Source organism: Halorussus gelatinilyticus, from assembly GCF_023238445.1.
Lineage (GTDB): Archaea > Halobacteriota > Halobacteria > Halobacteriales > Haladaptataceae > Halorussus > Halorussus gelatinilyticus.
Genome location: NZ_CP096658.1, coordinates 571,477 through 584,740, shown reverse-complemented (window position 1 = coordinate 584,740; position 13,264 = coordinate 571,477). Strand labels below are relative to the sequence as shown.

Annotated in this window: 13 protein-coding genes; 7 read left to right on the top strand and 6 right to left on the bottom strand. The window is 54.4% G+C overall.

What is annotated here, in order from left to right; genetic code table 11:
- Window positions 1-266 precede the first annotated feature (266 nt).
- The 5 genes from M0R88_RS03035 to M0R88_RS03020 all read right to left on the bottom strand — a co-directional run bounded on the left by M0R88_RS03035 (window position 267) and on the right by M0R88_RS03020 (window position 6,743).
- Window positions 267-3,743, bottom strand: coding sequence for a UvrD-helicase domain-containing protein (locus M0R88_RS03035; RefSeq protein ID WP_248655490.1), 3,477 nt, complete (start codon window positions 3,741-3,743; stop codon window positions 267-269).
- A complete protein-coding gene (locus M0R88_RS03030) occupies window positions 3,736-4,812 on the bottom strand; it encodes a hypothetical protein (RefSeq protein ID WP_248655489.1) in 1,077 nt (358 codons plus the stop codon). The genes M0R88_RS03035 and M0R88_RS03030 overlap by 8 nt, the downstream gene beginning before the upstream one ends.
- 158 nt (window positions 4,813-4,970) lie before the next feature.
- Complete coding sequence (locus M0R88_RS03025) at window positions 4,971-5,969, bottom strand: hypothetical protein (protein ID WP_248655488.1); 999 nt, start codon at window positions 5,967-5,969, stop codon at window positions 4,971-4,973.
- A complete protein-coding gene (locus tag M0R88_RS18870) occupies window positions 5,854-6,372 on the bottom strand; it encodes a DUF8112 family protein (RefSeq protein WP_497007283.1) in 519 nt (172 codons plus the stop codon). Before M0R88_RS18870 ends, M0R88_RS03025 begins: the two co-directional genes overlap by 116 nt.
- The gene (locus tag M0R88_RS03020; protein ID WP_248655487.1) at window positions 6,369-6,743 is read right to left on the bottom strand and encodes a DUF7344 domain-containing protein; all 375 of its coding nucleotides are present in this window, start codon (window positions 6,741-6,743) and stop codon (window positions 6,369-6,371) included. Before M0R88_RS03020 ends, M0R88_RS18870 begins: the two co-directional genes overlap by 4 nt.
- 578 nt (window positions 6,744-7,321) lie before the next feature.
- On the opposite strand from M0R88_RS03020, the gene M0R88_RS03015 reads away from it, so the two are divergent.
- A complete protein-coding gene (locus M0R88_RS03015; protein ID WP_248655486.1) occupies window positions 7,322-7,993 on the top strand; it encodes an SdpI family protein in 672 nt (223 codons plus the stop codon).
- Window positions 7,994-8,014: 21 nt separating this feature from the next.
- On the opposite strand, the gene M0R88_RS03010 is transcribed toward M0R88_RS03015, so the two are convergent.
- Window positions 8,015-8,386: a hypothetical protein gene (locus M0R88_RS03010; protein WP_248655485.1), complete on the bottom strand. Its 372-nt coding sequence runs from the start codon at window positions 8,384-8,386 to the stop codon at window positions 8,015-8,017.
- Between the two features lie 208 nt (window positions 8,387-8,594).
- Between M0R88_RS03010 and M0R88_RS03005 the strand changes: the two genes are divergently transcribed.
- The 6 genes from M0R88_RS03005 to M0R88_RS02980 all read left to right on the top strand — a co-directional run bounded on the left by M0R88_RS03005 (window position 8,595) and on the right by M0R88_RS02980 (window position 13,212).
- On the top strand, window positions 8,595-9,512 hold the full coding sequence (locus tag M0R88_RS03005; protein ID WP_248655484.1) for an ABC transporter ATP-binding protein: 918 nt from the start codon (window positions 8,595-8,597) through the stop codon (window positions 9,510-9,512).
- Window positions 9,505-10,290 carry a DUF2705 family protein gene (locus M0R88_RS03000; protein WP_248655483.1) on the top strand — a complete coding sequence of 262 codons (786 nt, stop codon included), beginning with the start codon at window positions 9,505-9,507 and terminating at the stop codon, window positions 10,288-10,290. Before M0R88_RS03005 ends, M0R88_RS03000 begins: the two co-directional genes overlap by 8 nt.
- A gap of 164 nt (window positions 10,291-10,454) precedes the next feature.
- Complete coding sequence (locus tag M0R88_RS02995) at window positions 10,455-10,895, top strand: DUF6653 family protein (RefSeq protein ID WP_248655482.1); 441 nt, start codon at window positions 10,455-10,457, stop codon at window positions 10,893-10,895.
- Window positions 10,896-11,092: 197 nt separating this feature from the next.
- Window positions 11,093-11,317 carry a hypothetical protein gene (locus M0R88_RS02990; RefSeq protein WP_248655481.1) on the top strand — a complete coding sequence of 75 codons (225 nt, stop codon included), beginning with the start codon at window positions 11,093-11,095 and terminating at the stop codon, window positions 11,315-11,317.
- Between the two features lie 835 nt (window positions 11,318-12,152).
- The gene (locus M0R88_RS02985; protein ID WP_248655480.1) at window positions 12,153-12,551 is read left to right on the top strand and encodes a hypothetical protein; all 399 of its coding nucleotides are present in this window, start codon (window positions 12,153-12,155) and stop codon (window positions 12,549-12,551) included.
- Entirely contained in the window at window positions 12,523-13,212 is a 690-nt protein-coding gene (locus M0R88_RS02980; protein WP_248655479.1) for a recombinase family protein, read from the top strand. Before M0R88_RS02985 ends, M0R88_RS02980 begins: the two co-directional genes overlap by 29 nt.
- Window positions 13,213-13,264 lie beyond the last annotated feature (52 nt).

The window sequence follows — 13,264 nt, the reverse complement described above, 5'->3', positions numbered from 1 at the left end:
AGTTATTCTGCAGTCTTAATAATAGGTTAGGGTCTGAGGAGTGACCAACACCATCGACGAAATTCTAAACCGGCTAATTACCGCTTGAGACTGCTAGTACTTCCGATTTCGTTGAATTCAATTTTCTCCTCGTAGACTCGCTGGTGGACATCTGCCTCCACCTACGCTTTCAATGAATTCTTTAGAATCACGACAAAGCAGCAGAGTTGCTGACTGCCGGGTAATGAAATAGCGTTCGACAAGGCAACACGTACCTCCGATTGGCACTACTGTCGAACTAGCGTTGCAAGTCTCCGTTCGACGATTTCTGATGGCCACGACGACTCGATTGTATCCCGTTCGACGCCGAATGTTTCTACTGTCCGATTCACAGGACTTTCCGAACTATCCTGCTGCTCGAAGAGGTACGAGTAAGCAGTCACTTGGAGTTCGTATCGACGTCTCGTCTCCGGTGTTTGATCTGTCAGCGTGATTTTCAGATCGGCCACGTACTGTTCACCGGAGGGCAATTCGACGACAAAATCGCTCGTGCCGTGTATCTCTATTTCGACGCCGTCAACAGTAACGAGACCATCGATGGGTCTCTCAACGGTAACCCGTTCGGCTCGTTGGATTTCTTCCCACAGGTCGGACGCGAGGAAGTCGTCCAGTACCTCCTCCCGGAAGAAGGAGAACAGTTTGTCGCGTTCATTGTCTCCGGTTCGCGGAGCGTGGTCGCCTACGACATCATCGAACACGCGCCGAACTTCGTCACCCAGCGATCGAAGAGTGTGTTCCGGAACCTCGCGTTCGACAAGCGTGGTCAACACCTCGTGTAAGCAAGAGCCGACGTCGTCTGGGCCTAACCGGTCGAACTGCAGGGGGACGTCGTCGGGAACGTCGTTAGCATCTGTGTGCAGGGCATTGCCGAGGAGATGGTCAAGTACCTGTTCGTCGGGATCGTCCGTGAGTGGATACAGCGTACTCGGGTGGGCGAACCGTGGAACCCATGGATCGAGATCGGTGCGTCGTGGAGGATTGACAGCGACGTCGTCGTCACGAGACGTGACCGTGTTTGTCCATGTTGCGCGAAGTGCGACATCGTTGACGCCGACGTCGAACGACCCGGTGTCCGTACCGACCGTGTACGACCCAGTTTGCTCACCGGTGAAGTTGACCCCGTCTCGGATCGTGTCAAGCCACCGATCTCGGGGCCGGAATTCATCAGGCAGTGACCGTGGGAGTGGAACAACAAGGTGATCTCTCGCCCGCGTGAGCGAGACATACAGGAGCCGCCAGGCTTCGGCTCGTTCGTTCGCCGCAACCCGTTTGAGACGGTCGGGGCCAACCAGCGATGTTGCGTCCGCGGACTTGGCGACGTCATCGCACCAGTGGCCCGTAGCCCACCGCAATCCAACATCGCGGTCCCGGGTGTCCTCGGGATCGTAGAGTCCGTTGGCGAACGGTGGGAGAGCAATGTCTGAGGGGATTTCGGTGTCCGTCGGCGGGGCAAGTCCGGCGATGCTTCCCTGAGTGAGGAACCGTTGTGCTTGAGGGCCGTGCTTCCAGAGGCTGAATCCGAGATTCGCAACGGCGACGACGTCGTCTTGGTCGCCCTTAGCGTCATGAATTGTCCGGAATTCGACGTCGTGACTCGTGTCGGCAGTATTCGGCTGGTCCGGTCCCATATACGGGTTCTCTCGAAACGGTTCGACCAGCTCGGTGAGTTCGCGTGGAGTGTAATGTTCGTCCGCTTCCCATTCCTCCAAGGTCTCTACGAGTGCATCGAGGTTGGCGACCCGTTGTGCAGGATCGACGTCGAACCACCCATAGAAATCTGCGCGAAGGGCGAGTGTCTCGATGATGTCTTCGGCGTAGGTGCCAGCGGGACGGGAGAGGAAGCTATCACGTCGGTCCCGGAGTTCGGAGAGACCATCGAGTACGTGCTGGTGTGCGTCCGTGAGGTCGCAGTCACCGAGGACCGCGTCGATGTCCCACTGGTAGGCCTCATAATTGTCTGCGAGTGGTTCGAGACCGAGATTCGCTCCGGTGACGAGCGCGCGGGTTCTCTCTGGGTCGGCGGGTGCGACTAGCCACTCACAGACGTCAAGGACTGCATTGACGACTGAGCACTCGAAGAGATCTTCACTCGCGTTTCGAACACTGAGCCCCATTTCCTCGAACGCCTCTGCATACACATCCATCTTCGACGACCACCGGAACAAGACGGTGATCCCGAGAGGGTCATCGTTCTCGTCAGCGAACGTCCCATCTGCCAGCCCCTTAGAGAGGAGCGTCGCCAGCGTCGTTGCTTCTCCACGACCTTCGACAGGATTGACCCAGGCGTACGAATCAGGGTCTGAAGCTATCGGATCGAAGGCCGCGATGTGGACATTCGACTCGTCGGTCGAATCACGATCCGCTTCGAGCCCAGGGTATCGGACGTCCAGATCTCCCAGGTTCCCACGTGCTGGATCCGTGAGCGCTGCTTCCGAGATTTCGTTGATCGCACTGGCGACACCGGGGACGCACCGGTACGTCGTCTTCGCAGTCCGGTGCTCGTGGACATCCCAGTTGATCCCGAGATACTCTCCATCGACCGTTGCGGTCTCGAAGAGCGTTGGTTCAGCGTGCCGCCACAGATAGACGCTCTGGAGCAGGTCGCCTGCGCCGAACACACGCGCACTGGAGGTGACCAAGTGGGACAGTGCGGCGTGCTGTATCGACGACACGTCTTGAGCCTCATCGATAATCAGACTCTGTATTCTTGTCTGGTATCGCTGTCTGATTCTGGCCCGGTGAGCATCATCGACATTACCGAGTCGGTCGTCGAAGTACGCGTCCACGAGGTACGCCACATCTGTGTGGGAGACAACGCCACGGTCGCGGATAGTCTGGCGATACGTAATTCGATACTCTTCGAGTACTGTACAGAAATCGTCAATACGGGCACGCCAGTCGTCGTGAAGTCTCGAATCTGCGTCACAGATTCTGTTTTGTTCGTCGTCGCCGATGTCGTCGTAGGGACTTTCGTCAATATCTGCCCCAACACAGTGTTCGACCGCGGCGACGACGTCGCTGAACGATCTTGGACGACCCTGTGCGTAGACGTCTTCAACAGTCTGTTCGAGGGTGGAACGGAACCCCTCCGTAGAGATACGGCGATCTCGGCAGTAGGTGACGGCGGTCTCAAGCATCTCGCTCACATCGTCGTCATACTCGTCAGTGGGATACGCGTCCTCCAGCCGCTCTACTCGCTGCGCCAAGTCTGGATCCTCCTGAATGGCCTTGTAACAGGCAGCATACAGCTGTTTCTGCCGAGCCGTGTTGCCAACGACCGGCATCTCCTCGAAGCCGATGTCGGGGGCGATCTCACTCAGCACATCCCGAAGGATACTGTCGATAGTACCGACGAACGGTGCTTGTCTGATCCGTTGGATCAGATATTCTACCTCTGTATCTGAGACTTTGCTTGCAGCGGGGACAAGATTGTGTTCGACAATCTCCCGAAGGCGGTCACAGATATCTGGAATGATGCTCTCCGCCTCACTACGGTTGAACGAGATGGCTGCGACTCGCTGTTCGGGTGTCGGGTCTCCAGCAACGTACCGGCGGAGAATGTCCTCTGCGGAGATATGGTCAGTGACCTCGGATTTCCCTGCACCTGGAACGCAGTCGAGAGTATACAATCCCGAATCGTGGTCGAAATACACGTTCCGAATGTCTCGTTGCGCGTTCTGGAGGCGGATCGGATCGTCACTCACTGTTGGTCTCCTCGTGGTTGAGCATCGCTCGAACGTCGTTCGGGAGTTCTCGTTCTTCGCTCATCAGCTGTCGGCGCTCGTCGGAAGGAACAAGGTCGGTGTCCAGATGGTCTAGCAGTGGAGATGGACGGCGTTCTTCTCCGGAAGTGGATTCTGTGTGGCGAGTCACAATCAGTCCATTTCCAGCGGCCCGCAACGTGTCGTCAAACTGGTCACGGTCTCGGCCCGTTGTCCACGCTGTTCGTGGTGCGAGCGTTCCAACACGCCCGTCGCCACGGAGGATTGCTTCTTGCAGTTCCGGAGGGACGACACTCTCTGTTTGCTGAGGCCACTCACCGTCGATCAACCCGACGGCGAGGACGTACGGCACGTTCAACAGCCAGATATCGTTCGCTTCGAGGATATCGATAGCACGTGCGTTTGAGTGCTCACGTCGGCCTGGGCGCTGGGTGGCGATTAGCTGACTTAACTCTGCGACGCTACTCCACGACCGGTCAAGCGTTCCTTCATCGAGTCGATCTGCGTACTTGTGGCGTAGCTGTTGGACGAGAGTTTTCACACGAACAGTTCCACGGGCGTCACGCTCTGTTTCGATAAGGGAGGGCGAATCGTTCTCCTTCGTTACCGGGAGGCCGAGTTCCTCGTATGTTTCGACGACATCAGTAAGGACGTTCGTCACGGCTTCCGGGGCCGGTTCGGGACAGTCTCCAAGCCACTCAGCATACGTCACGAAGCGTTCGTCAATCTCCGGATTTCCTTCGAACCCGTCGTGCCACTCACTGAGCGTTCGTGATTCGTCCGGTAACGCCTGCATCGACACCTGGATCGTCTTGGGATCGATTGGCCACTCTGACGACGTCGCCGACGGAGAGGCCCAACGGTGTTCGAGCGGGCGACATAGGATTTCCCGAGATGGGTTATCAGAGGCGAGGACGTCGCATACCGACTCGATGAGTGCGAATGGGCGTGTCTGTGTTACCCTGAGCTGGACCCAAAACACGGGCGTTAGTCCATAGTGGACGGAAGCACGGTACAACGGTTCCTCGTAGTTGTCGAGGTCGCGTACCACTACGGCAATATCTCGGGTTGGGACACCGTGGTCTCGGAGACTTGCTACGGTAGCCATCACACTCCTGGCCTCCGCTCGCCGTGTCCTCGCTTCGATCTCAGCAATAGGCACGTCAGGGGCTTCAAGGGGTTGCGAAAGGCTGAGACGATCTTCAGCGGTCACGACTCGAACACCACCGTACCAGGCTCGGTAACATTGAGAAGTTCAGGGAGACGACGCGAAAGGTATGATCCGGTTCCACGACGGAAATGGATGTGAACCGGAACCTGCGTTGCTTCCAGAATTGCGTGCAGTAGATCGACGTGTGCTGCAGGGAGACTACTAACACCAACAAGCGAGATTCGTTCGACATCCGGGAACGCGGCTTCCAGACAGGCCCCACTAGTCCGAAGAAGATTCTGTGAGGCACGTCTAACAAAGTCTACGTCAGAAACCACCTTCTCGGTATCTTGGCGGAGGGCGCGCTCGACTGCTACAGCACCCTCCAAGATCTCAGTGGAATCAGCATCAATTGGTGACGGGAGTTCCTCCGCAATTCCGCTAAATGTCTCAAGGCGTTCTGGGTGAAACCCCGTTACACTCTCAACTACCGTTCTAATCTGCTCAATCTCTTGCGGAGCAGACGGTATCGTTGGTTCAGAGGTATCCAACCTATTATTCTCTTCTAAGATCGACTGAATTATCGATAATCGATCGATACGGTCAATCGAATCTCTCGACTGCTGGCCGTCTGGAAGGAGTTGCTTTCCAACTTCTGGTGGATCTGCGAAATGGAGGCGATCTTTGGGGAGTTGAGCTTCACGAAGTCGGCGCTGTATGTTTCTTCGGTGTAACTCGACTGGTGCGAGAACTAACTCCGTTCTATTGGTTGAGTGCCGCACACGCTCCAGGAGCGTCTCTTCATGACCGACATGAAGCATTAGGTTCCGTGGGAGCTGGGTTTGGAGGGTTTGATCCATCGATTGGTCAGAGTCTGCCAGTGTAGGGAGAGTGAGATGCAGGATCTCATCGTCAGCAGATTGTTCTTCCCGGATAGTTACATTAATCATAGCCACATCTACTATCTGTTTCTTCTGGTTTCCCTGACCGTTCAGCAACGGCACGGTAGCAGGTTCCACTTGATTCTTCAATGGATACCTGTCGAAGCCACAACTCATCTCCGCGATCAACGGCGCTCAGTCGTGCGGTCGCTACTACATCTAAGCCATCAGGCTTCGGATTCAGAGGCAGGTTGCAAGAGTCACAAGCGAGAGTACCGATGTACCAGTTGAGCAAACCAGCAGGACGACGTCCACGGATCTGTATGGGACTCCCCTCAGACAAGGTTCGACCACAGTGGTCACACTCTGCTGTACTCTTGAGAAAAGACTGGCCCGTTAACACCTGCTTTGCAGCCCTCTCTACGTCTCCATGGGAGTACGCCTCTACGATACAAGCAAATGAGTCATCTCCGTCTGTGGACAATTCTTGGAGCAACTCTTGGAGTCGGTTCAGTTGGTAGCCAAGTTTCTGCTGGACTACTTCATCATCAGAGATGATGCGTGCTTCTTCCGGAGTCATACAGATTCCTCCGTGGGTTTGTAACACGCAGTCGAAATCTGGCGAATGTGCGTGGCCAAGGGATCAGTTGCTTCCGTCGGTGCAACCTGCTTGGATCGGCTATCGTATACCGCAGCACCCGTGTCGTCAAGCGTTTCCAGATGTGATTGGATAAGAGAGATGTAAACGCGTGTGCGCTGCTTTGAGGTCACGTCACTTGGATCGATGAGGTTCTCAATCGCCGCAATTTCGACGGCGAGGTCCGATACAGAGAGAACATCTCCATTTTGCGCTAACGACAGAATGACGCTCCGGCGACGGCTGTTCGAGATTGCGCGGAACGCATCGTCTGGATCCATCGGGATCGCACGGCAGGAGCTAGTCTGCTCCATTCTCCACCTCCTGAAGACGGTCTATTACTTGCGGGGGTGCCTGTACATCTCGGTTCCGTTTCCCGTGTCGTGGAGGAATCGGCCCCTCCATCGCGTGAGAGACAGAGTTATCACTCACGACACGAATAGTGTCTTTCGCTGTCATAGCTGGCAGCATTTGCCCGGTGCTTCTACCACCGGGCGGCGGTTTCACGCCGTCATAAGGTACTGAATGGAGTATAAAAACTATTTGTATAGTTAGTGAGCAGTCGGCGATTTTGACGCTCTCCGACCACTGGAGGAAGATTAGACCATACAGTTAGCAGAACCCTAGTTAGAGTCCTCTGGCTTTGTTGAAGCTCTCAACTGGTGATCGGTTCTTGTAACGATGTTAAATAGAGACGCAAATTGACCGCTGCAAGTCCTACCAGTTTCAGATGATGTTCAGAGCGCCATGCAAGATGCAGGGCGCATATCTTGCATGGGGTTTCTCCAGAAGTAGCCCCCACCGAGTGCTCAATACGTCATCAGTATTGTCCGCAATCAGTTCACCGGCTCTTCCCTACTGATTCATCAAGGAACGGGCCGTATCGTCGTGTATGAAGACAATTCACCGGTTCGGGGTGGCGGTTGGACTCGTGGTACTCTCGGGCATCGTGAGCCTGTTCGCAGCTCCGTCGCTCCCCGCCGACCTTGTCACGCACTGGAACGCCGCCGGAGAACCGGATGGCACCATGTCGAAGCAATTCGCACTCTGGCTGTTTCCCGCGATGACCGCAGGGCTGTTCGCTGTGTTCGCCGTGATTCCTCGGATCGGTCCACTCCGTGAGAACATCGCGGAGTTCCGAGCCTACTACGACTGGTTCGTCGTCATCTTCACCGGATATCTGGTCCTCGTCCACGCCGGGGTCATCGCATTCAACCTCGGCTACGAGTTCGACTTCACGGCCCTCATCTTGGTCGGCGCGGCTGGTCTGTTCTACTACGTCGGCATCTTCCTCCCGCACGCCGAGCCGAATTGGTTCGCCGGTATCCGGACACCGTGGACGCTCAGCAGCGACGAGGTCTGGAATCGGACCCATGCCCTCGGTAGTTGGCTGTTCAAACTCACCGCCGTCCTCACGCTGGTCGGACTCTTCGTCGGCGACCTAGCGATTTATTTCCTTCTCGTCCCGCTGCTCCTGACGGCCGGAGTTACTGCCGTGTACTCGTACTACCTGTACGAGCAAATCGAACGGGAGCCGGATTCGACCTCGGGGTCGGATTTGTAAGTCGCTGATCCGAAATTCCAGTCACGTCTCCCGGCTGCGGTTTTTGACCTCATTCAACGCAATGAACAGATACAGCACCCCAAACCCGCGGATTACTGGAACGAGTCCGTCCTTCCATTCGACTGTCTCTGGGTTTTCGTACGCGATGTTCATACTGAACCGGAGTGCCTGCTTCGGAACGAAGAGTGCAATAGCACCGGCCAGTCCGAGGACGTACATCGACACACGATACACCGTTCCTCCCAGTACACTCACGACCACGAAAATCACGCCTTCCGTTCTAATCGCTGGCGTAAACGAGGGGCTGGGGCTCACCTCATCAGACTTTTTGAGGGCGAGTTTCTCGAACGCTTCTCGAACTCGTGCTGGAACCAGGGCTATGACGAGTCCCACGAGGACGAAACTAACTCGGGCCATAACTGAGAGTAGGTCGGGAGAGACAATAACGGTATATCTCCGTTGAGTCCACTTTCTTCGTCCCGTGATTGACCGCAGTCCCAGCTCAGTAGTCAAATCCCAACTGTCTCGTGACGTTTCCTTCTATGTACGTCGAATGTAACCTCCGATACAACAAAATGGAGTGGATGCAAAGGATGGGGTTATGGGAGTAATCGAACTTGACGGGTTGACAAAGGATTATGGAGACGTTCTCGCTAACGACGACGTCTCGTTCACCGTCGAAACTGGCGAAATCTTCGGATACCTCGGGCCAAACGGTGCAGGGAAGACGACGACGATTCGAACACTGCTGGGGTTACTCGAACCGACATCCGGAACAGCGACTGTTCTCGGCGCAGATATTCACGATGAGGGCGCGCTCATCGACGCCAAGCAGCGAATCGGGTATTTACCGGCGCATCTCGGATTCAACGAGGAAGTGACTGGCGCAGACGTCTTGGACTATCATGCATCCGTCAAGGGTGGTGACCGGCGAGACGAACTCCTCGAAATATTCACACCCCCGGTGGAGCGTCCCATCCGCGAATATTCGTCCGGGAACAAACGCATGCTCGGCATCATCCAAGCCTTCATGCATGATCCCGAGCTCGTAATAATGGACGAACCGACATCCGGTCTCGACCCTCTCAAGCAAGAGGAATTTAACGAGTTCGCCAGGAACGAATGCGAGCGAGGAAAGACGCTATTCTTCTCGTCTCACGTGCTAAGCGAGGTCCGCCGCATCTGTGATCGGGTCGGGATACTCCGCGACGGGCAACTCGTCGGATTAGAGGATGTCGAGACGTTGATGGAACAAGGTGGGAAGCGTGTCCGGCTTCGAACGACTGACGAGGCCAGAACTGCACTCACAGCACTCGATGGGGCCAGTGATGTGCAGACGTTCGCTGACGGAATCCAATTCATTTACACTGGCGAGTACAACACGCTCCTCCGGGAACTTGCGACACATGACGTGCGTGAAATCGACATCAGCGAACCACCGCTCGAAGACGTCTTCATGCACTACTACGGGGCAGACGGAGCAGGAGAATCCAACCAGGAGGTGCAATCGGATGCTTGAAACCACGCGATATGAGACGAGCCGCCGTCTTCGAGGAACGGTGATTCTGACGATTGGGGTGAGTCTCTACGTGGCCTTTATCGTCTGGTATTTTTCTCTCGTTGATGCATCCGCTTACGCGCAGATCGCGGAGTCAGTGCCGCCTGCGATGAGGGAAGCGTTCGGCATTCAAACGATTGGAACGATAGAAGGGTGGCTCGGGGGACAGATTTACACGTTCGTCTGGTTGGTGGGGCTCGGAATCTACTTTGCATACTCAGCGGCGGGGAAGATTGCAAGCGATATCGAGAATGACCGAATGGATCTGTTGCTTTCATTTCCGGTTTCTCGGAGCCAGTTACTTCTCGAAAAATTCGCATCGATGGTGCTTCCACTTGTCCTGCTGAACGTAGTTGTGGGCGGTGTCACATACGGTCTCGTACTGGCGATTGGCGAAACGATTGATCCGATGCATCTCGTGTTGGCACATCTCCTCTCGATTCCGTATCTCCTTGTCTGCGCTGCGATTGGAACAGTTCTCTCGGTACTCGTGAATCGGGCGGCGGTTGCAGAGCGGGCTGCCATCGGGCTGATGTTCGTTCTCTGGCTCGTTGAGTCCGCAGTCGGCGCGGCGGAGGAATTCTCGTGGATTCAATACATCAGCCCAACCCATTACTACTCCCCAACACCGGTTCTCATTGATGGTACGTACAAGGTGATGGATTCTGGAATTCTCCTTGCTGGATTTTTGGGATTACTCATCGTGAGCCAAGTACTGTTCCAGCGGCGAGATATCTAGGGAAGCTTGGCTCAGAGGCTCTGTTGAAATCCTCAGCAAGTAATATATTTGACCCGGTTGCGGTCAATACAGGAGAAGGACGCATCGTTCAGTACAGAGACTGTAGTCATTATCTGTGTTCACCACCGACTACGTTTATCCTCAAGAAACGTGTACTGTTAGCTATGGCTTCCGGTGATCCTGTTGCGGTTGAGGAGTGGTTTTGGATGCGCCATTCGAACCCAAAAAGCGTCTGGACGCGAATTCCGGTCGCTCCTGCTGTTGCATATGCTATTTACCGGCGTTCTTGGCGTCTCTTGTTACTCTCGATACTGTGGGGAGTAGTCAATCCAATCTTATTTTCCCCACCCAAGGATGAAGAAACATGGATGACGCGGGGTGTTCTCGCTCAACAGTGGTGGGTTCGAGAAGAAGGCCACGGTATCCTCGGGGTATCCAAGCCAAACATTTTTAGCACGGCAGCTGTGCTGACAAGCATCTATACGCTGTATGCTGCGTGGCGTCAGCGCCCGTTGAAGACCGCTCTTGGAACCATTCTGACCGTCGTGCTGAACTTCTGGTGGTTACGACATCTGGTTGAACGTTACGACAGACATGTTACGTAGCAATAATCGCCGTGCTGAATATGTACTCTTCAGCGACCAGATGTTTCAGATGATATTGTATCTGCGGAATAGGATTTCAACAGAGCCGTCTCAGGTGAAACCAGATTAGTTCGACACCCTCTATAGTGTATCCGAGTGGATAGTATTGTTGCTCGGTCATCCCAATCTCTATCACATTTCATTGTGAATATCTCGTCATGACGCTCGTAGACACCGGTACTGTTGGCACCACCGAATTATTGATAACTCTTGTTGCAGTCGCTCTTGCTCTTCTCATAACGTTCTACATCTACCGAGACGCGGACAGCCGTGGAAGTTCTCACGAACTCGCATGGGGCCTCGGCGCATTTTTCGGTGGCCCGGTCGTTTGGATTCTCTACTACGTTGTACGTGATGAGGTCGGCCGGAGCGAGTCAAAGTAGCGGTCGCTACATCGTACCCTAATGGTTATCGGATTTCTCACTCGCGTAGCTCACGCTTTATATCTCGCTGACAAGTATTGAGTGATTCTACGAGCGGAGTGATACGTGAGGCCTCTGTACTTACGTATCCACACTAGAATATGATATTTGAGAAGTGTTTCAACAGAGCCAGCCAACTCTCCTTACCGGTTAAAGTACGATCGGTCTACAGAGTACCACCGAATTTCGCACAGACTTTGTAGAATTATCTGACATACAGCTGATTCACCGAGATGTCGGTTTACCCGTGATATTCTGAGTCTCAACCTGCGAAGTGATATACGACTGTTTATGGGGCTTTCTACACTGTGTTTAGTTGCCGTGAGAGTTACTACACGGCACCCCACGAGAGAGAAAGTGTTCCCCGAAAATGCCGGACTATCGTATGGCGTGGTGGCCACCACGATAGTCGTACTGGCATTAGCTCAAAGTGTAATCTTGTTTAGTAGGACGATTCGCTACACCGACTCAAATCACCATTTATCCGAGTGGACTTGGTCTGGCACCGTGACGTGATGCCCTCCAGTCCACAGAGTGGTAGATACTCCAAGAACTGCGTCACTGATTACACTGCCTTTGTTCGAGAAACCCCAGTTTCTCGAAGATACGCAATAGGACTAAGTATAGACCTATCTAAAGGCCTATACAGAGATGCCGAAAACGAGAGTCAGTCAGGGGGCAAACGGACAGTACAAGGTTACCGTTCCAAAGGGTATCGCGGAAGCAATGGCCTTGGACGGCCAACGACTAGAATGGAAAGTCAAGTCGGGGAATACATTGGAGGTGACTGTTGTCGATGAGTGATGTTGCCGTCCTTGAATGGGCTACCGAATGCTGGAAATGTGAACGGGAGACACCTGTTGTTTGGCCAGAGAACGGACATCTGAATAGTGACGTAGGTGAGCAGCTTGCAGAAACAGACGAGTACCCAGTCCAGAGGGTGTACAGTAAGACCCAGGGGAAAGAGGTTTGGGGGAATGTCTGCGAACATTGCGACTCATATCAAGGAAACCACTATATTGAGCAGGAGGCGCTTGAGCAAGATCCCCCGCTTGTAGAGTGTAACGTCTGTGGAGAGATGCATGAATGGTATCCCGACAGTGGGATGGGCGGCGCATTCGGACAAGGTTGGATTGATTGTCCCGAATATGGCGCGGTTCCGGTCGGTGACCCACGAGGTGAAGATGATGGCTAAGGTAATCGGATACACTCGCCTCTCACAAGACTCAGATACCTCTATTGAGCGCCAAAAGCGCCATATCCGGGAATACACCGATGAACACGGGATGCCACTCGAACGGATCTACGACGACGGCGAGCGAACGTCAGGTTGGGATAAGAGTAGAGAAGAGTACCAACAGGCCCGGAGTCGTGTCCAATCTGGAGAAATTGATGCGATCGTCATCAACGATAAACGCCGACTCGCACGCGACTTCGACGAAACGATGAGACTCATCCTGGACCTCCGTGAATACGATGTTGAAGCCCATACCTTCGAGGAGGGGAAGCTCGACCTCTCAGATCCAGTTCACGCTGCCGTCGAAGTCCTGCAGGCAGCCAGCGAACACGAAGCAAAAAAGAAGGAGATCGAGCGCGCACGCGAGGCCGTACAAGAACGGGTAGACAAAGGATACGACCACGGTCGCCCACCGATCGGATTTCGATTCGATAACAAGGGAGAACAGTGGGTGCCTGATCGTGACGGGGATTTTGACACTGTACTCGAAGCAATTCGTATGGTTGAGACTGGATCGACCTACCGTGAGGTGGAGGACGAACTGGAGATTGTCCCATCAACGATGTCCGGTATTATGGACAGAAAGGAACAGTATCTCAGCCTCAATAAGAACGGTTAGCTGGATATTGGCACCTTCGGGAGGGTGTCACGGAACGCTTCACACGGCCTTG